The sequence below is a fragment of the Mycobacterium sp. NGS34 genome, assembly GCF_059812845.1.
In genome coordinates, this window is record NZ_JCALDM010000003.1 from 271,550 (window position 1) to 291,035 (window position 19,486).

Sequence of the window (19,486 nt, forward strand, 5' to 3'; positions counted from 1 at the left end):
GTGTGTCGGGCATTTGCCCTCCGCGCCCATTCGCTGCCTGGGAAATCCATAGAAAATGCCCGTTCACGCCGTTTCCGCGGGCCCGACCGCCGCGCGGGGTTGTTCCGTCCATATTCTTTGCCGGCCCCCGCACCGATTTGCAGCCATTCTAGGGATCACGGCCGCCCTCGGCGCGCGAACGGCCTTCACTCGCGTTGACTAATACCCCTGGGGGGTATAAGCTACCGGCAGAAAATCGCCGAATCACGCAACCGAAGCGGAGGCCTCGATGAGAGCGCTGGCAGCGGTCGGTCACGCCCTGGGCTTGGCGGGGTCGATGACGTGGGAAATCCTATGGGCACTGATCCTGGGCTTCGCGCTGTCGGCGGTGGTGCAGGCCGTCGTGCGCCGGTCGACAATCGTGACCCTGATGGGCGACGACCGGCCGCGCACGCTGGCGGTGGCGGCCGGGCTGGGGGCGGCGTCGTCGTCGTGCTCCTACGCCGCGGTGGCCCTGGCCCGCTCGCTGTTCCGCAAGGGCGCCAACTTCACCGCAGCGATGGCGTTCGAGATCGGTTCGACGAACCTCGTGGTCGAGCTGGGCATCATCCTGGCGCTGCTGATGGGCTGGCAGTTCACCGCCGCGGAATTCGTGGGCGGCCCGCTGATGATCGTGGTGCTCGCCGTCCTGTTCCGGCTGTTCGTGCGGTCCCGGCTCGTCGATGCGGCCCGGGAGCAGGCCGAGCGCGGCATCGCCGGCTCGATGGAAGGCCATGCCGCCATGGACATGTCCATCCAGAAGGAGGGCTCGTTTGCCCGACGGCTGTTCTCCCCGCAGGGCTTCACCTCGGTCTCGCACGTGTTCGTGATGGAGTGGATGGCGATCCTGCGCGACCTCGTCCTGGGCTTGCTGATCGCCGGTGCGATCGCGGCGTGGGTCCCCGAAAGCTTTTGGCGGATCTTCTTTTTGACCGATCACCCGACGTGGTCGGCGGTGTGGGGCCCGCTGGTGGGGCCGATCGTCGCGATCGTGTCGTTCGTCTGCTCGATCGGCAACGTGCCGCTGGCCGCGGTGCTGTGGAACGGCGGCATCAGCTTCGGCGGCGTCATCGCATTCATCTATGCCGACCTGCTGATCCTGCCGATCCTGAACATCTACCGGAAGTACTACGGCACCAGGATGATGCTGACGCTGCTCGGCACCTTCTACGCCGCGATGGTCGCCGCCGGCTATCTGGTCGAATTGCTGTTCGGCACAACGGGTCTCATTCCACGGCAGCGTAACGCCACGGTGATGGAAGCGTCGATCTCGTGGAACTACACCACCTGGCTCAACATCGCCTTCCTCGTCATCGCGGCGGTCCTGATCGTGCGATTCGTCACCTCCGGCGGAGTCCCGATGCTACGGATGATGGGCGGCTCCCCCGCCGCGAGCGAGGGCCACGATCACAGCCATCAATGCGACTGAGGGCTGTGGCGCTGGGTTGACCGGGCCGCCATCCATTCGTCGGCGCTGATCGTGCTTCGCCAGTCCACCGGGAGACCGTCCAGCGCGTCTTCGATGCAATCCCAGATCGACTCGAGGGAGGACGCGCCCGGGGCCGCGGCGGCAATCCGGTCCTCCACAGCGTGATTCGGCTCGTGCGGCGCATCGCTGAACGGCGCGAGCGCGTTGATAGCGTCCATGACACGGCGCCGGCGATCGGCGTAGGGCCACGCGGCCACCTCGTCGGGCATGATCGGCCGGCCGAAGATGTAGTCCTGCGCCCCATGCCGATAGGGCACCTCGAGCTTGTGCTCCACCGGTTCCTCGGGCAGGCCCCCGGCGAAGTACACCGGCACGATCGGCAGCGACGCGGCGATCGACAGGTCCAGCAGCGTGGAGGTCAGCCGCTCGACGCGCTGGCCGGAGCGCACCGCCCGGGTTCCGTCGGCGTGCACCATCGTCGACACGCCGTGGGCGGCGACGTCGCGCTTGATCTCTTCGATCAGGCTCAAGAACTGCTCGGGGTTGCGCTGGTCGAAATAGCGTGTGCTGCCCGGCTTTCCGTTCGCCGCGGCATCGGCCAGCCGGGTCAGCGCACCGACCCAACGGGTTTCGTGCTTGGCGTGCGCGATCGTCACGACCTTGGTGTCGGTCAGCCACGACGCGATCGACGTGCCCAGGATCGATTCGACCTGGACCTGGTGGTTGCCCAGCAGCAACACGGGACGGCCCCGAACCGCCGCCATCGCCACGGGATCCGTGACGATCACGTGCCGGACGTAGCGCGACAGCAGCGCCCAGTGGACAAGGTCGGCGAACCCGCCCGGCTGAATCCCCAGCCGGTCGGTCGACCAGCCGCGCACCGGTTGCCAGTCCGTCCGCAACGACGCGCTCGCCCGGCATTCGCCCGTGCCCGCTTGCTCGAGTTCGACGGAGATCCGCTCCAGCGGCAGCGCCGGGCAGCTCGCCCGCCCGTCGGCGACACGCACCTGGGCCGGGTGGGTCGCGCTGTGGGCGGCGTCCGCGACGGCCTCTTTGACGGCGATGTCGGCGATCAGCGAATCACCTTGGCCCTCGGTGTCGTACACCGCCCGCAACGTGCCCTTGAACCAGTCCTGCGTCGCCGCGCGCGCCGGATCGAGCGCGACCGCCCCGCGGCCCACCCGGTCGCTCAGCGACATCCCGGGGACCGCGCGCCGCTCGGCAATGAACGCGCGCCGCTTTGCGCCGCTGACCTGGACGAGATGCCCCTTGTCCAAAAGGAATTCGACGACGCGCAGGTAGGCCCAGGGCTTGCCCTCGGCGCTGAGCCAGAGGTCGACGATCGGCAGTCGGTCGTCGGCGTCGTCGAACCCGACGAACCGGGTCTGCACGTCGACGGTCCCGTCCAGGGGGGCGTCGCCGTAGAAGCGCGCCCAGATCACGCGGCGCGGGAATCCGACGGTCGTGTCCGCCGCGTCCGCGTAGGACGCGACATCCGCGCCGTCCGTGGTCCATATGTTCATCGCGGTGTGGGGAACGATGTGGAACGCGCCGTCGAGCAGCCCCGGGTGTTGCCGACCCGCGGGGACCTGGCAGCGGTCGACCGCGAGCGTTCCCGACGAGCCGTTGCGGCCGATCCGGGCCCCGCCCATCAGCGTTTGGAACGCGGGCCCGTGGAACACTGTGCCGTCGTACGGGCTGGCGTAGGGCACCGCGTCCCGCAGCGGGGCGGGTGTCACGGGTTCGCCCGAATAGCGGTCGGCGGTGAAGATCACGGCCTCCGCGTGGGTCTCCCAGCGCGACAACTCCGCTCTGGGCGCGTCGCGCCACACCTGTAGGCGTCCGTCGAAGCGGCCCGGGTCGACGGGCTCGACCACCACCCGGAGCCGCGTCGGCGCGTCGACGACGACCCAGCGCACCAGGCGCAGGTCGCTGATTTCGACCACCTTGGCCCCGCCCGTCGCGCGGCCGGCCGCCTGGGCGAACAGGTCCAGCACCGACATCATTGGCAGCGAAGGGATCACGTAGGTCGGGCAGTGATCGAGGACCCAGGTGTCCCGCGCGGGATCGATGGTGATCTCCAGCGTGGTGGCCGAGCCGGCGTCGAGGACTTCTCGATCGTCCGGCGCGCCGGGCGCGATGCGCATGGCCAAATTCGTTGCGCTGTAGATCCGTATCCCGTCGCACCACAGGGAGGCGTCGGCCACCGCCAGGACGCCGGCATCGCCGCGCCCGACGCGGGTGAGTTCGATCTCCGCGGTGATCTGCTTGTTGGTGGGCACGATCTGACCGCGGTATCGCCAGGTGATCGCTTCTCCGATGGCCACCGGCTCGAAGCGCGCCGAGGGCCCCATCTCCTCGCCGAACCCGAGGTCGAGCATCGCGAATTGCAGGAGCTGCAGCAGCATTTCGATGCCCAGCGATCCGGGCTGCACCGGGTCGCGGTAGAAGTGCGCCTTGAAGTACCACTCGGCGGGGTTGATGTCCTTGACGGCGCGCCACCGGCCCAGGCCGGCGCCGCCGGCGGCGGGCCAGCGGCCCGTGACCCGGTCGATCATCAGCAGCATCGGATCGGCGAGCCGCGCTCCCGGGCCGAAGAATCCCGCCGGGCGCGCGCCCAGGTCGACGACCGGTGCCCCGCAGGGCAGCTCCAGCAGGGCGCGCTGTTCCCCGCTGACCGGAAGCCCGACCTGCTGCTGCAGCGCTTCGAGTCGGAAGTAGCCGAACACCGTGTCGAACGTGTAGACGATGCCGTCGTCGGCGGAGATTTCGCCGTCGAACGTCACGATGATGGTCCCGCCCGCCTGGGCGACGTTCTTCAGCACTGCCTTGATCCGCAGCGTCCCGGTCGAGGGTGTGATCTCGCGGTGCTGGATGCCGGTTCCGTCGAGGTTGCGGAAGAAGAGGTCCACGTCGAAGTCCAGCGGGCAACCGGCGTAGGCGCCCAGCCAGCCGCAGGGCTGCAGCGCGATCTCCATGAGGACCGCGTTGGGCATTGTCGGTGTCGCGTTCGCGCCCTTGTTCTCGGCGAAATACCAAGCGTCGCTTGGCACGTCGTATTCCGCGACGACTTGCGCGCCGGGTTTAGCGACGCCGAGTTCGCCAACGACCTCGGTGACGCGCGACACGAAGTGGTAGGGCGGCCCGGGCAGCCGCGCCACCCTGCGGTGGGTGTCGAACTTCTCGTAGAGCGGGCCGAGCGCCAGGGAGGGCTTGGCGATGGCGCAGGCCAGCATCGCGGCGTAGTCGAACTTGACCCCGTGGCCTTCGGCGACGGGTTTGGGTTCGACGTAGCCGTCCAGCTCCTTGACGCCCATATCCATCGGGCATCCGGGTGAGAGCCGTAAACCCATCCGGCGGCAGTGGAAGGCCGGCAAACCGTCGACGGTGCACAGCAGGTCGGCGAACAGCGTCGGCTCGGGCCCGGCGATGACCTCGCGCACGAACACCTCGTAGACCAGCTCGCGCGATTGCGGCGTGACCTGGCCGCGGCAGACCAGCTTGTAGGTCTCGAACGGCACCGGTTCGAACCGCCACCCGTCGCACTCCAAGGTCATGCCGAGGGCGGTCATGTAGATGGCCATCGTCTGCATCGTGGCCTCGTACATGAGCGTGCCGGGCATGCAGGGGTCGTTCTTGAAATGACCTGCAAAATACCAGGTTTCGGGTGTCACGTGCGCGACCGCGCGCAGATGGCCCCGGCCCCACGGCCCGCCGGCGAAGTCCAAATGTGTCACCTCGTCGACGAACAGCATGTCGCCGGCCGAAATGCTCGGCGTGCGGGTGTGGCTGGCCCCGCGCTCGAAGCCGGGTCCCAGCGTGTGCCAGATTTCGCCCGCGGCCAACGCCTCCAGGTCGGCGCGCTGCAACGACGTGCGCGATGTTCGCACCGGTGTCGATTCCATTGGCCCGCTGACGGTCTCGTCCTCGGGGCGCCAGAGGATCCCGCCCGACGCCGCCAGCTCCTCGTCGGAGAAGAACCCGGCCTGGCCGTTGCGCATGGACATCCGCTCGACGCCGTCGATCGTGCAGTCGTAGTGGAAGAAGAACATGCGGATGTCGCCCTGCCGGGCGTGGCCGTCCACGTGGATGTCGAAGCGCAGGGTGTCGCCGATCTCGGGCAGGCCGCCCAGGTAGGTCACCTCGCAGCCCAGCAGGCGGTACACCCGCTCGCCCTTGTTGGCGAAGTCCGCACCCATCCAGGAGATCAGCATCAGGTCCGCCTGCCCGGCCTCGATCATGATTCCGGCCGGCATCCGGCCCTCGTGCAACCACCAGGCGTCGGCGGTGACATCGGTTTCGGTCCACAGGGTTCCGGTGCCGTCCTTGCCCGGTTCGGCGTCGATGCCCAGCAGACGATCCGCCAGCAGCAGCGGGGGTTCCGGCATCCGTACCTGCCGCGCGTAGTCGTCCTGCACGGTGAACGCCGGGCCGAAGATCTCGGATATCTTGCCCGACGCGTGCACGCGCAGGCCGTCCTTGTCCAGCGTGAGGCCCACCGGGGCGCGCTTGACCGTGGGCTTGGGCGGCTCTACGGCGGCGGGCGGGGACGGCTGGGTCGCCCGGTAGGCGCCCGCGCTGGCCGGCGCTTGGGTCGGCGGTTGGGGCGGCGGCGTCCCGTTGCCGCCGATCGATGCCGGCTCGGGCGGCGACTGCCCGAACAGGTCAGCGCCCAGCGGCACCCGCGCCGCCGCCTCCGCGGCCTTGGGCAGAGCCGGCGGGACGGGCAGGTGTGTTGTCATGGGCCGCTCCAGTCGAGAGATGGCATGGCGAGTCGGGACGCGCGCCGGCAGCCGGACGTCGGGCAGGTGGGCGGGAAACCGCAGCAGTGCGTGTTTCCCCGGGTGCACCGGGGACGACAGCTCCCCGGGTGCCGTTGGCGCGAGGACGATTTGCTGCTGCTGGCCGCCGAGTGCGGCGAGCGCGACGACGACCGACCGCTCTTCGGCCGTCCACGGCGTGCCGTCGGGACACACGCCCAGAACGCCGTAGAGCGCGCCCGCGGCGACGTGCACAAGGCCCGACGCTGCGTGGGCGTGACCCAGCACCGACGACAGGTTCAACGCGCCTGGCGCGGTGCCGAGGTGCAGGCACTCGCCGCGCGCCTTCTGATCCGCGGGCAGGATGGCCAGAACCGTGTCACCGGCACGGCGCGCGTCGGCGGCCCGTTTGAGGACGACGACGACGGCGGCGTCGCCGGGCGTCTGCTCGCCGGATCCGAGCTGCGCACGCGCCGCGGCCTCGTGCACCGGCTCGCAGCTGAGATCCACCGCGCCGACGACGGCCGCGTCGATCTCGCCCCGCCGCAGGGCGCGGGCGGCCAGCTCCAGCGCAGTGGTTCCGGAGAGTTCTTCCCTGGACACCGTGAAACTGGGCCCCCGCAGGTCGAATTGGCGGTTCAGGCGGTTGGCGACGATGTTGGGCATGGCGCCGACGACGCCGGCGGCCGTCCACCCCGGCACGACGGCGTCGCGCGCAGCGGCCAGTTCGGCCGGGTCATCGATGTCGCCGGCCAGCCGCCATCGCACCCCCAGCCGCGTGATCTCGGTGTCGCAACCCATCCCGACGAGGACGCTGGTCCGGTCCGGCGGCAGGCCGGCGATCAACGTGTCGATGTTGACGGCCGCACCGAGCAGCGCCAGTTGCTGGGGCAGCGTCTGTTTCAGATCTGCGGGGGGAAAGCGTGTTTGCGCGACGTCCAGGCGGACCTCGGTCATCCGGGCCCTGCGGGTGCCGTCGGCCTCGCGGGTGGGAATCGGTTCGGAGGCCTTCAGATGCTCTGCCACCGAGACGGTTTCGTCGTCTCCGACCAGCAGGCTGACGCCCACGATCGCGATGTCGTCCTCCGCGCGGGAGGTGACGACCCTCGGCCGGTCGGGGCCGCCGGCGGGCGGGATCCATTCCTCGAGCAGCAGGTGCGCGTTGTTGCCGCCGAAGCCGAAGTTGTTGACGGCGGCGCGGCGCGGCCCGCTGCACACCCAGGGTTCGGCCTCGGTGAGTAGCCGGAAGGGCGACCCGGCGAGGAACGGCAACGGGTCGTCGGCGTGCAGCGTCGGGGGCCGGATGCCCGCGCGCATCGCCGCGAGCACCTTGATCGCCCCCGCGGCGCCCGACGCCGTGATCGAGTGTCCCAGATTGGATTTCAGCGATCCGATGGGTAGCTCCGGCACGCCCTCGAAGATGCGTGCCATGCTCATCAGCTCGGTCAGGTCGCCCCGCGAGGTTCCGGTGGCGTGGCACTCGACGAGCGAGATTTCCCGCGGCCGCAGCTCGGCCATCTCGTAGGCGAGCCGCATGGCCCGCTCCTGCCCCTCCTGCGACGGCACGAGCGGGCCCTGTCCCCGGCCGTCGTTGCTGAGCCCGACCGCGCGGATGACGCCCAGGATGGTATCGGCGCCGGCGATCGCGTCGTCGAGCCTCTTGAGCACCAAAAATGCCGCGCCCTCGGCGGGTACGAGTCCGTCGGCCCCGCGGTGGAAGGGGCGGGACTTGCCGGTGCGACTCAGCGCCTGCAGCGCGCTGAAGCCGACGTGCAGCAGCAGGTCGCTGGCGCCGTTCACGCCGCCGGCCACCATCACGTCGGCGGTGCCGTCGTGGAGCCGGTCGCACGCCAGCTTGATCGCGTACAGCGACGAGGCGCACGCGGCGTCGAGGGCAGTGGCGCCCCCGGTCAATCCCAGCGCGTTGGCGATGAAGTGGGCCGGCAGGCCGGACATGAAGCGGTTGCGCCAGTCGATCCCCTGTTCGTCTCCGCGCCAGACCTTTTCGGCCAGGTCGATCATCGACTTCGTCGGGTAGCTCAAATTGCCCAGGACGACCCCGGCCGGGCCCGGGACCTCGCCCGGGCGCCAGCCGGCGCTTTCCAGGGCTTGCCGGGCGGCCTCGACGGCCCACAGGTACAGCGGGTCGAGGCCGCGGAATTCGTCGGCGCCGAGCAGGAAGCGGTGGGGGTCGAAGATCTCGTCGAAGCCGCGCACGTACCCGCCGCGGTCCGACCAGGCGTGGTCGAGGAAGGGGCCGTTCTTCTCGTCGCGGACGATGCGCTCCGCCGATACCCCCCAATAGCCGGGCCGCGGTGAGCCGAGCGCGTCGCGGCCGTCGCGCACGGTCCGCCATAACTCGTCGGGGCTCAGGCCGCCGGGCAGGACGCAGCCCTGGCCCACGATCGCAATGGGCTCAAACATCAGCCGCCGTAGGGGTACAACTCGAGTCGTTTCAGGCTGGCCACCACGCGGTTTTCGGCGTCGACAAGATCCAGATCGCAGACGGCCCCACTGTTTTTGGCATCGCCGTTGGAGAGCACGCAGCGCAATCCGTGGCCCAGCGCCCCGGCGCGGTAACGCACGATCTCGCCCACCCGCAGCGGCAGCACGGTGCGGCCCAGCTGTTCGTAACACCACACCAACGCCAGTTGCAGGCAGCCGTCGAGCGCCGCGGAATCCGTGGCCCAGCCGTCGCCCTGCCAGCCCGCGGCGGGCAGGCCGTGCAGCGCCGCCGTCGCGCTCGTGGCCTGGCATTCGACGTCCTCGAGGACCTGGAAGGCGGGCCCGTGGAAGAGCGCGCCGTTGCCGTAGCAGGTGTCGCGGTTCAGCCGGTGACCACCGGCCGGCGCCGTCGGTCCGGCGGGCGCAGCGGTTGGGGCCGAATCCATTTCGGCCGTGGCGGAGTAGTAGGCGGTCGATCCCGAGGCGTCGGACAGCGTGCACGCGAGCCGGTCCGGCCGATCGTCCACCGGCGCGGCGCGCACCAGCATCGGGTCGCCCTGTTGGTCGAAGTCGTGCAGGGTCACGCCGCGCAGCACCTTGAGGTCGAGAAGCCGCTGCACCAGTTGTCCGGGCCGGCACGCCTCGGCCATCCGCACGAACCACTCCAGGACCTGCACCACCGGCAGCACGACGTTGCCGCGGACCCGGTGATCCGCCAACTGGGGCTGCCGTCGCACATGGGCCAGAACGCGCGCGATCCGGCCTTCGGCGGGCAGCGCGCCGGCCGATACCCCGTCTCCGAGGGTGACCTCGGGATCGTCGGTCTTTCCGTCCAGCACGTCCGAGACGAATGCCCGCGCGCCGTCGGCAAGCGGGATCAACCCGATGCCCCGGGACTCGAACATCGCCTTCAGGCCGGGCGTGACCATGCCGGAATCCCAAGGGCCCCAGCCCAAGGCGCGAACGAGGCAGGCCGGGCCGCGGCGGGCCTGCTCCGCCAGGGCGACCTTGTTGAGGATCTCGTTGGCCATGGCGTAGTCGCTTTGGCCGGCGTTGCCGCTGCGTGCCGCCACCGACGAGAACAGACAGATGACCTTCAGCGGATCGCCGGCCGTGGCGTCTAGCATCGCGCACAAGCCGCCGACTTTCGTCTCGAAGACGCGGTCGAACCCGTCGAGGGTCTTCTTGTGCAGGGGCGCGTCGGCCAACACGCCGGCCCCGTGCACCAATCCGGTGATCGGCCCGAATTCGGCTCGCACACTGTGCAGTAGGGCGCCGAGCGCCGACGCGTCGCGCACATCGGTCGCGGCGTAGCGGACCCGCGAGCCCGCGGCGGTCAGGGCGGCGACGGTCGCCCGCACCTCGCGGTCGGCGAGGATGCGCTGCACCTGCTGTTCCAACTCCCGGGGGGTGGGCTTGAGCCCCCGCGTCACGGCCGCGCTGAGCAGCGCCCGTTTGAGTTCGGCGTCGGTCGTCAGCCCGAGCGCCTCGTGCGGTTCGTCGGAGAGTTCCGTGCGTCCGAGCAGGACGAAGCAGGCCTGGGTCTCCCGTGCCAGCGCGATCACCGACGCCGCGGTGACGCCGCGGCCCCCGCCCGACACGACGATCACGTCGCGATGGTCGATGCGGTGCGCGCGGGAGGTCACCTGGCTGGCGTCCGCGACGACCGTGACGCGGCCGTGCCCGCTGCCCAGGCCGACTTCCAGCTCGGCCCCGCCGGCAAGCAACTCCTGCGCGAGCTGTTCGGCGACCGTGATCGGCGACTGCTGTTCGACCGCGATGTCGATCGCTTTGACCTGCGCCTGGGGCCACTCCTGCGCGGCCGTCTTGGCGAGGGCGGCGACGCCGCCGGCCCAGGCGCGGGGGCCGGGGTCGGTGAGCAGGCCGAAGGTGCCGCCGGTGTCCTGGACGGTGACGAAGACGCCGCCGTGTTCGGCGAACCTCGCGGCGATGCGCTGGGCGTCCGCGAAGACCGTCCGGTTGATGGCCAGCGTGTCTTCGCGGGTGGCGGTTCGCCGCAGACCGCCGAGGAGGATCACCGCCTCGGCATCCGCGCCCGGCTCGGACACGATCGCCGCGTTGACGCCGTGCGTGCGCAGGATCGCGGCCAGGGCGTCGGCGGTGGCGCCGGTGGCGTCGTCCGGCGCGGCGACGATCTCGACGCTGGTGGCGGTGTAGAGACCGGGCATCCCCATCCCACTAGCCGGAGCAGGAATCGCACGCACCGCATAGCGCGCGATCCCCGCTCCGGCTAAGTCAAAAGGGAGGCGATCACCGGCCTCGGTCGGGGCGCTCAGGCCATGTAGGTAGTCGACGATCTCCTGCAGGGTGCCCAACGCCGCCATGGTCGACGCCTCCACCTCCGGCAACGCCGGAACCCGCTGCTGCACCGCCGACAAAATCTCGACCCGCTTGATCGAATCAATACCCAGATCCGCCTCCAGCGCCATCGACAAATCCAGCATCTCCACCGGATAACCCGTCTTGTCCGCCACCACCTCGAGCATCTGCGTCACCAACTCACCACCGGCAACCGAAACCGCCACCGGCGCAACCGCACTGCCATTACTCGCAGCCGGAGCGGTCAAGCCCTGCAGATAGTCGACGATCTCCTGCAGGGTGCCCAACGCCGCCATCGTCGAGGCCTCCACCTCCGGCAGCGCCGGAACCCGCTGCTGCACCGCCGACAAAATCTCGACCCGCTTGATCGAATCAATACCCAGATCCGCCTCCAGCGCCATCGACAAATCCAGCATCTCCACCGGATAACCCGTCTTGTCCGCCACCACCTCGAGCATCTGCGTCACCAACTCACCACCGGCAACCGAAACCACCACCGGCGCAAGCGTGCTCACCGGGGCCGCCGTCCCGTTGTGGCCCGCCGTGGTGCCGTTGTGGGCGGCGGGGGCGGGCGGGGCGGCGGGGACGGCCGGGGCCGCGGGTGCCGCGGGCATCGACGGGCCGCCGTTGCGGTTGGCCGGGGCCGGCGGCGGGGTGGGCATCACCGGTTTCCCGTTGGGGATGACGGGGGGCGCGGCGGGTGGCGAGGCGACGGCCGGCTCCGGCACGAGAGCTTTGAGGAGCCTTTGGATTTGGCCGATCCCCTCCTGCACGGTTCCCACCGCGGCGATCAGCTCCGTCACCACGTCGGCGCCCAGCTGGAGCGCCGGCGCCGAAGGTGCGACGGGCGCGTGGGCGTCGGCGCCATTGGTCTGGATTGCGGTCGTATTCGACTCGGATGGCGCCAATTTATACTCCGATTCGGTCCGGTGCCCGTTGCTTCGAACACTGTGGTCGGTGGGGGTTTCGGCGGCCCGTTGGACGGGCTCGTCGCTCGCCTGCGGGCGTCCATAGTTGGATCCGTTGATCTTGAGCGTGAGTTTGGGCCGCTCGCGGGCGCGCGGGTCGTCGACGGCGCGGTAGTCGGCCCAGAGGGCTTCGAAATTCATCGGGACGCCGGCGGCCGCGAGTTGCGCGAGCCCCTGCCATAGCGATCGAATGCCGTTGCGGCCCTTGGTATCCAGGGATACCGCGAAGTGCTCCTCGCCGGCGAGGCACTTGCCGACCAGGCCCGTCAGCACGCCGCCGGGACCGACCTCGACGAAGGTGCGGGCGCCGGCCTGCCACATCGCCTGAATCTGTTCGGCGAACCGCACGGGCTGCGCGATCTGGTTGGCGAGCGTGTTGCGCATTTGGTGGGCGTCGCCGGCGTACGGCTGCGCCGTCGCGTTCGCGTAGACCGGCACCTCGGGCACCCCGAACGGGATCTCGGCGAGGAACGAGGCGAACGGAGCCGCGGCCGGGGTGACGATGTCGGAATGGAAGGCGGTGGCGACGTCGAGGAGCCGCGCGTTGATGCCGACCGCGCCAAAGCGTTGGGCGGCATGGTTGATCGCCGTGCTGTCGCCCGACAGCACGATCTGGCTGGGCGCGTTGTGGTTGGCGATGACGACCGGGAGCCCCCACTCTTCGATCAGGTGGCGGACCTGCTCGACGGGTGCGGTCACCGCGCACATCGCCCCGTCGCTGTTGGTCGCTGCTTCGGCCATCAGCGCGCCACGCGCGCGTGCGATCAACAGGGCGACCTCGTCGCCGAAGACACCGGCGGCGCACAGCGCGGTGACCTCGCCGAAGCTGTGTCCGCCGACGGCGACGGGCGCGATGCCGAGCGCGCGGATGACGGACAGCAGGCTCAGGCTGTGCGCGCCGATGCCGGGTTGCGCCCACTCGGTCCTGGTCAATTCGGCCGCCTGCAGCGCGCGCTCGTCGTCGCTGAACGCCGTTCTCGGCCAGACAACCTGGTGCAGGTCGCGGTCGGCGTTGAACCGGTCGGCGCGGGCCAGTTCCCACGGCGACAGCGCCGGCTCGTAGAGCTGCGGCAGGTCGGCGCCCATGCCGACGTACTGGCTGCCCTGCCCGGGGAACAGCAGCGCGACCGGGCCCGGCGGTTGCGCCGAGTAGTAGTAGCCCCGTGGCGAGCTGAACGATGCCGCCAGGTCCGGGCTTCCGAGTTTCGCCGCGGCTTCGTCGAGCATCGTGCGCAAGGTGGCCACGCTGTCGGCGACCACGGCCAGGCGGTGCGGCGCGGCAGCGTCGTAGGCGGATTGGGTGCTGCGTGCGAGGTAGCCGAGCATGTCGGGATCGTCGACCAGTGACGCGGACAGCCGGGCGGCCTGCTCGGAAAGCGCCGCGGCCGAGGGCGCGCCGAGCACGATCAGTTCCGCGTCCCAGGACCGGTAGCGCCACGCGCGGTTTCCGCCGCCGGTGTACTCCTCGACCGTGACGTGAAAGTTGGTGCCGCCGAAGCCGAACGAGCTCACGGACGCGCGCCTCGGGACGCCGTCCGCGGCCACCCACGGCTTCGCCTGCGTCGAGAGGTAGAACGGTGACTGCTCTATTTCGAGGGCGGGGTTGGGCCGATCGACCTTGATGGTCGGCGGCAACATCTTGTGGTGCAGCGCCAGCACGGTCTTGAACAGGCCGCAGGCACCGGCCGCGCCCTTGGTGTGGCCGACCTGAGACTTGACGGAGCCGAGCGCGCACCATTGCCGGTCCGCCCGCCCCGAGCCGTCGAACACCTCGCGCAGCGCGGTGAACTCGGCGACATCACCGGCCTTGGTGCCCGTGCCGTGCGCCTCCACCAGCCCGACCGTTTCGGGCCCGTAGCCGGCGGCGGCATAGGCGCGGCGAAGGGCCTTGGCCTGACCGGCCGGGCTCGGGGCATAGATGCTCTTGGCGCGGCCATCCGAAGACGTGCCGATGCCACGGATAACGGCGTAGATCCGGTCACCGTCGCGTTCGGCATCGTCGAGGCGCTTGAGCGCCAGCATCGCCAGCCCCTCGCCCAGCATGGTGCCGTCCGACTGGTCGGAGAACGGGCGGCAGTCGCCGGTGGGCGACAGCGCGGTGACCTTGGCGAAGCACATGAACATCAGGATGTCGTTGAAGGCGTCGACCCCACCGGCGATCACCATGTCCGACTCGCCCAGATACAGCTCGTGTAGCCCGACCTCGAGCGCGGCCAGCGAGCTCGCGCACGCGGCGTCGATGACGCAGTTCGTCCCGCCGAGGTCGAAGCGGTTGGCGATTCGCCCGGCGATGACGTTGCCGAGAAGGCCGGGGAACGTGTTTTCCTGCCACGGCGTGTAGCCGGACGCGACGCTCTCGCTGAACGCGGTGATCTCGGCCTCGGCGAGCCCGGCGGCGCGCAGCCCGCGCTCCCAGATCGGCCGGTGCAGGCTGCCCGCCATGTAGTTGGTCATCTCGGTGCCGCCGGACGCACCCAGAATCACGCTGACGCGCTCGCGATCCAGCGCAGAAAAGTCACCGCCCGCAACGTCCTCTAATACCTGCTGCGCGACCCGCAGACCAAGCAATTGCGCGGTGTCGGTCGCGGGCACAACATTCGGTGGAATTCCGAAATCCATCGGCGAGAAATCGATATCGGGTAAGAATCCGCCGCGGCGGGCGTAAACCTTGCCCTGAATGCCCGGAGCGGGGTCGTAATAATCGTCAACGTTCCAGTGCGACGCCGGAACCTCGGAGAACAGGTCGGCGCCCCCGACGATGTTGCGCCAGAAGCGCTCGGCCTCCGGAGACCCGGGAAACAGCGCGCTCACCCCGACAACGGCAACGGGGGGATGCTTGGATACCACCGGTCTCCTTCGCGTCGTTAACACGTACCGCACCGCCTGTCAACCCGAGTCGCAAAGACTGACCGTAAGGTTTTACCGGATTGATCAGCCAAGACGGGTCGAACGCTCGCCGGACGATACCAGAGCATAGGCGGTCGTATTGACGGAATGTCAATAACTTCAGGTTGTCCTCGCGGCGAGGCGGCGCCCGCCCGGACGGGAGGCACCGGGCCCCGTGGTATTCGTCGGCATCCTGGCCGCATGCGGGCGGCAAAAACTACCAGTAAGTAATATTTGCCGCGCGGTCACCATTTCCGTCGCGTCGAATTCTCCCGCGCCGGCAATTCGAGCCGAGTCGGGCGGGACGATCAGGTGGACACCGCACCGTCGCGCGCAATCGATAATGGCTCCGGAATATAGCGGAATGCGCTTACTCCGACGGGTACCCCGCATGTTCGGGCCTGCTGCGCGCGGCTGATTCGGGCGGCTCCCTCGAGCAGATTAAGCGCCACCTGGTCGACGTTGCGGTGCGCGCAGTCCTCCAGGTAGCTGCCCGCCACCCAGCTGTTGAAGGCTCCCATGGACGGGCCGCACCAGATCTGGTAGTCCAGGACGCGCTCGGGATCGCCGTCGATCGCCCACCGGCTTGATTTGCCCAGATACCAGCGGAACACCAGCGCCATTCGGTACTTCGGGTCTCGGGCCGCGAGTTCGAGCACCGCCTGCTCCCGCTGCTCCCAATACTGTTGCGTTTCGGCCCAGACGTCGTCGACGCTCTTGCCGAGGATCTTTTCCAGCTCCGCGCCGTGTTCGCCCGTCACCGCCGTCAGGTCCGGGTAGCCGGCGTACCACCCGTAGAGCTTCCTCGCCCGCGGGCCGAACATCGAGCCGCGCTTGAGCACCTGCAGGTTCACGCCCATCTCGAACATGTCGGAAGCGGGGGCCATCATCACGTCCGCCACCGAAGCCTTGGCGAGCATTTCGCGCGCGCGTGCCGACAGCCCCGACTCGACGCACGACTGATTGACCGAGCCGGTCACCACGTACGCGGCCCCCATCGCGAACGCGCCCGCAACGGACTGCGGCGTGCTGATGCCGCCGCCGGCGCCCACTCGCACGCGGCCGTTCAGGCCGTGCCGTTGCGCCAGCTCGTCGCGCAGCAGGACGATCTCGGAGAACAGCGATGCCAGCGGGCGGTTGTCGGTGTGCCCGCCGCTGTCGGCTTCGACCGTGATGTCTTCCGCCACCGGCACGTGCCGCGCAAGTTCGGCTTCTCGCGCGGTCAGCTTGCCGGCCGATTCGAGCGCCGAGACCATCGCCGCCGGCGCGGGTTCCATGAACATGCGGGCGACCTCGGGCCGCGAGATCTTCGCCATCACATGGTTTTTCCGGACGATCGCCCCGGCCGGATCGGTCGACAGACCCGACAGCGCGTAATGGACCACCGCGGGGGTCAGTTTCATGAACGCCGACGCCTCGACGACGCGGACGTCCTGCGCGATGTACAGCTCCGTCACCCGCGCCTCGAGGCCGGGCTCGGTGGGTGAGTGAATGAGGTTCGCGCCCCAGGCGAGTCCGGGCCGGCCCGCCAGCCTCGCCCGGATGTCGGCCACGCCGCGCTCCACGCCCGCGTACGCGAGGCCGCCCGCGCCGAAGAAGCCCAGCATGCCGGCCTGCGCCATCGCCACCACCAGCTCCGGTGTCGCGATGCCGTTGGCCATCGCGCCGGTGACGTACGGGAAACGGGTCCCGTGGGCCTCGCAGAACTCGCGGTCGCCGAGCCACTCCGGGTAGATCGGAGGCAAGGTCGCGACCAGCGATATCTCCGACGCGCCGGCGCTCACCAGCTCACCGCCCATGGCCAGCCCCAGCTGCCCGGTCGCGTCCTCGCGGACCACGTGCACCGGGTGGCGAACGTATTGAAGGATGCGGGCGATGTCCGGTGGCGCGAACGCCGCCGACGCGGTGGTCGGGCGCCACCCACCCAACACCGGGGTCACCCCGGGCTCGGTGCGAGGCTCCAATACGACGGCAGGTCGCTCCTCCACTGCCAATTCCCTTCAATATGGGTGCTGGGGAAATCCAGCATGGAGTTTCTCACGGACCACCGTTATGGGCGTCAAAACTTCGAGTTTCCGAGTTCTGATTTCGGCCGCGCTACCCGGCGCGCTCTAGGGCCGCTGCGAAAGCTTTTGGCGCAAGCGGCGATTCACCGGTTCGGGCAGTAGCTCCGTCACGTTTCCGCCGAGCATCGCGACCTCTTTGGCCAGCGACGAGGACACGAACGAATAGCGCGGCGTGGTGGCGACGAAAAACGTGTCCACACCGGCGATGTGCTTGTTCATCTGCGCCATCTGCAGCTCGTATTCGAAGTCGGTGCCGGTGCGCAGGCCTTTCACGATCGCGGTCATGCCGCGCGCCCTGACGAAGTCGACCACCAGGCCCTGCCCGGCCTCCACCCGCAGGTTGGGCAGGTGCGCCGTCGACTCGTCGATCATGGCGATCCGCTCGTCGAGCTCGAACATGCCCTTCTTGGCGGGGTTGACCAGGATCGCGACGACCACCTCGTCGAATTGGGCCGCGGCGCGTTCGAAGACATCGATGTGGCCCAATGTCACCGGGTCGAAGGAGCCCGGGCATACCGCGCCGCTCATGTGGAACGACGGTACACGGCCGGTTCACCCAAATTCGGCCAGCTCGAGGCGGGTGTCGCCGTAAACGCGCTCGGGCCACACGGACCAGCCCGCGGGCCACGTCAACGCCATGCCGCTGGCCGCACGCTCCACCGCGGCGACGGTTCCGTCGCGCACCCAGCCGTGCGCGGTCAGCGCCGCCAGCACGGCGTTCACCTCCGCGGCGTCGACGTCGTAGGGCGGGTCGGCCAGCACCAGGTCCACCGGGGACGCGGCCCCGGCCGCCAGGACGGACGCCACGGCGCCCCGCCGCAGGGTAGCGCCGGGCAGGCCCAGTGCCTCGATGTTGCGCGCGATGACCCCCGCGGTGCGCTGGTCGGATTCCACGAACAGCGCGGAGGCCGCCCCGCGCGACAGCGCCTCCAGCCCGAGCGCGCCCGACCCGGCGTACAGGTCGAGCACCGCCAGCCCGGCCAGGTCGCGGCGCGCGGTGACGATGTTGAAGAGCGATTCGCGCACCCGGTCGGTGGTCGGCCGGGTTCCGCGCGGCGGGACGGCGATGCGCCGTCCCCCGGCGACGCCGCCGATGATCCGGGTCACGCGCAGGCGTTCACAACAGCGTCGACCAGTAGTCCCAGAACCGCGCCATGATCAGCAGAAACACCGCCGTGAACCACAGCGCGGCGATCGACCACCGCCACTGGTAGAGCACCCACGCCGGACCGCCCTGCCGCCGTTGCAGCGCCGGACGAAACGCGATCGACGCGGCCACCACCAGCAGCGCGATGGTGACCACCCAGACCACCATGCAGTACGGGCACAACGCGCCGATGCGATACAGGCTTTGGAAGATCAGCCAGTGCACGAACGCCGAACCGAGCAGCACCCCAACCGTCAGACCAACCCAATACCATTGCGGCAGAGGGACTTTCGCGACGGCCAGCACACCGGTGACGATCACCACGGAAAAGCCCACCAACCCCAGCAGCGGGTTGGGGAATCCCAGCACCGACGCCTGCGGCGTCACCATCACCGACCCGCACGACACGATCGGGTTGATGTTGCACGTCGGCACGTACGCCGGGTTGAGCAGCAGCTGGATCTTCTCCACGGTCAGCGTCATCGACGCCGCCAGGCCGATAACCCCGGCGATGAGCACCCACCATGCGCTGGGCGCGGGCACCCGGCCCGGCGAATCCGGCGTCGCCTCACCGCCGTCCTCGGCGGGTTGCGCGGACACCGGGGTGGTCGTCACGCCGCGGGAGCGACGGCGGTGTCCAGGCCCGGCACGTCGCCGACTATCGACTTGATCTTGGCGACCAGCGCGTCGGGCGTCGACGGCTCGTAGTCCTCGCCGTTGATCTTGATGGTCGGCGTGGCGTTGATCTTGGCGGCGGCCGCCTCGCCGGTGACCTTGGGAAGGTACTTGCCGCTGTTGATGCAGTCGGGAACCTTGCCGACGACGCCGGCTTCGCGGGCCAGCTCGATGAGCCGCGCGTTGTCGGGGAAGCTGGTGCCGCGCTCGTTGGGCTGGATGTCGGTGCTGTAAAGCGCGCTATGGAAACGGCGGAACGCGTCCATGGATTCGTCGGCGACGCACAGGGCCGCCGCCCCCGCCCGCGACGAATAATTCTGGTTCCGCTGGCTGTCGAGAATCGCCACCATTGAGTAATCGGCCGCGATGGCGCCGACGTCGATCAGCTTGGAAACGGTGGGCCCGAAGTTGCGCTCGAAATTACCGCAGGCCGGGCAGAGGAAGTCCTCGTAGAACGTCACCACGGCCTTGGGGTTGCTGGTCCCCGGCTGGGTGACCAGCTTGCTCGACGTCACCCGCACCGTGTCGCCCTCGCCGGTGGCGCCCGGCTTCTTCTTGTGGCTGACGGCCCAGTAGACGACGCCGACCAGCAGGAGTACGACAATCGCGGTGCCGGCGATCTGGTAGAGGCGCCCGGACTTCCCGGTGCCGGACTTCAGGTCGTAGCGCGGGGGGCGTTTGGGTTTGTCGGCCACGGGTTCGCTGATCCTTCGGGACGGTGATGACGCTTGAGAGGCGCCTCTAGCGTACCG

The 19,486-nt window shown here is 69.5% G+C and carries 8 protein-coding genes; 1 reads left to right on the forward strand and 7 read right to left on the reverse strand.

Features of this window, described 5'->3' with window-relative positions; genetic code table 11:
- Positions 1 to 268: 268 nt before the first annotated feature.
- Positions 269 to 1,447 (forward strand): permease, encoded by a 1,179-nt coding sequence (locus AC5Y7V_RS10235; RefSeq protein ID WP_499879926.1) that lies wholly within the window; start codon positions 269 to 271, stop codon positions 1,445 to 1,447.
- Here the strand turns inward: AC5Y7V_RS10235 and AC5Y7V_RS10240 are convergent.
- The 7 genes from AC5Y7V_RS10240 to AC5Y7V_RS10270 all read right to left on the reverse strand — a co-directional run bounded on the left by AC5Y7V_RS10240 (position 1,435) and on the right by AC5Y7V_RS10270 (position 19,429).
- The gene (locus AC5Y7V_RS10240) at positions 1,435 to 8,631 is read right to left on the reverse strand and encodes a beta-ketoacyl synthase N-terminal-like domain-containing protein (protein ID WP_499879927.1); all 7,197 of its coding nucleotides are present in this window, start codon (positions 8,629 to 8,631) and stop codon (positions 1,435 to 1,437) included. The two genes, AC5Y7V_RS10235 and AC5Y7V_RS10240, sit on opposite strands and share 13 nt — an antisense overlap.
- Positions 8,631 to 14,807: an SDR family NAD(P)-dependent oxidoreductase gene (locus AC5Y7V_RS10245; RefSeq protein ID WP_499879928.1), complete on the reverse strand. Its 6,177-nt coding sequence runs from the start codon at positions 14,805 to 14,807 to the stop codon at positions 8,631 to 8,633. Before AC5Y7V_RS10245 ends, AC5Y7V_RS10240 begins: the two co-directional genes overlap by 1 nt.
- Positions 14,808 to 15,154: 347 nt before the next feature.
- A complete protein-coding gene (locus AC5Y7V_RS10250; protein ID WP_499879929.1) occupies positions 15,155 to 16,834 on the reverse strand; it encodes a PfaD family polyunsaturated fatty acid/polyketide biosynthesis protein in 1,680 nt (559 codons plus the stop codon).
- Between the two features lie 123 nt (positions 16,835 to 16,957).
- Entirely contained in the window at positions 16,958 to 17,440 is a 483-nt protein-coding gene (gene coaD, locus AC5Y7V_RS10255) for a pantetheine-phosphate adenylyltransferase (RefSeq protein ID WP_499879930.1), read from the reverse strand.
- A gap of 24 nt (positions 17,441 to 17,464) precedes the next feature.
- Positions 17,465 to 18,019, reverse strand: coding sequence for a 16S rRNA (guanine(966)-N(2))-methyltransferase RsmD (rsmD, locus tag AC5Y7V_RS10260; protein WP_499879931.1), 555 nt, complete (start codon positions 18,017 to 18,019; stop codon positions 17,465 to 17,467).
- Positions 18,020 to 18,029: 10 nt separating this feature from the next.
- On the reverse strand, positions 18,030 to 18,659 hold the full coding sequence (locus AC5Y7V_RS10265; protein ID WP_499880168.1) for a vitamin K epoxide reductase family protein: 630 nt from the start codon (positions 18,657 to 18,659) through the stop codon (positions 18,030 to 18,032).
- An 11-nt stretch (positions 18,660 to 18,670) separates the two neighbouring features.
- Entirely contained in the window at positions 18,671 to 19,429 is a 759-nt protein-coding gene (locus tag AC5Y7V_RS10270) for a DsbA family protein (RefSeq protein ID WP_499879932.1), read from the reverse strand.
- Positions 19,430 to 19,486: the final 57 nt, after the last annotated feature.

Bases quoted from the DNA above. Each gene is read 5' to 3' on its own strand.
- AC5Y7V_RS10235 (WP_499879926.1), top strand. From the start codon at position 269: ATGAGAGCGCTGGCAGCGGTCGGTCACGCCCTGGGCTTGGCGGGGTCG.
- AC5Y7V_RS10240 (WP_499879927.1), bottom strand. From the start codon at position 8,631: ATGTTTGAGCCCATTGCGATCGTGGGCCAGGGCTGCGTCCTGCCCGGC.
- coaD (WP_499879930.1), bottom strand. From the start codon at position 17,440: ATGAGCGGCGCGGTATGCCCGGGCTCCTTCGACCCGGTGACATTGGGC.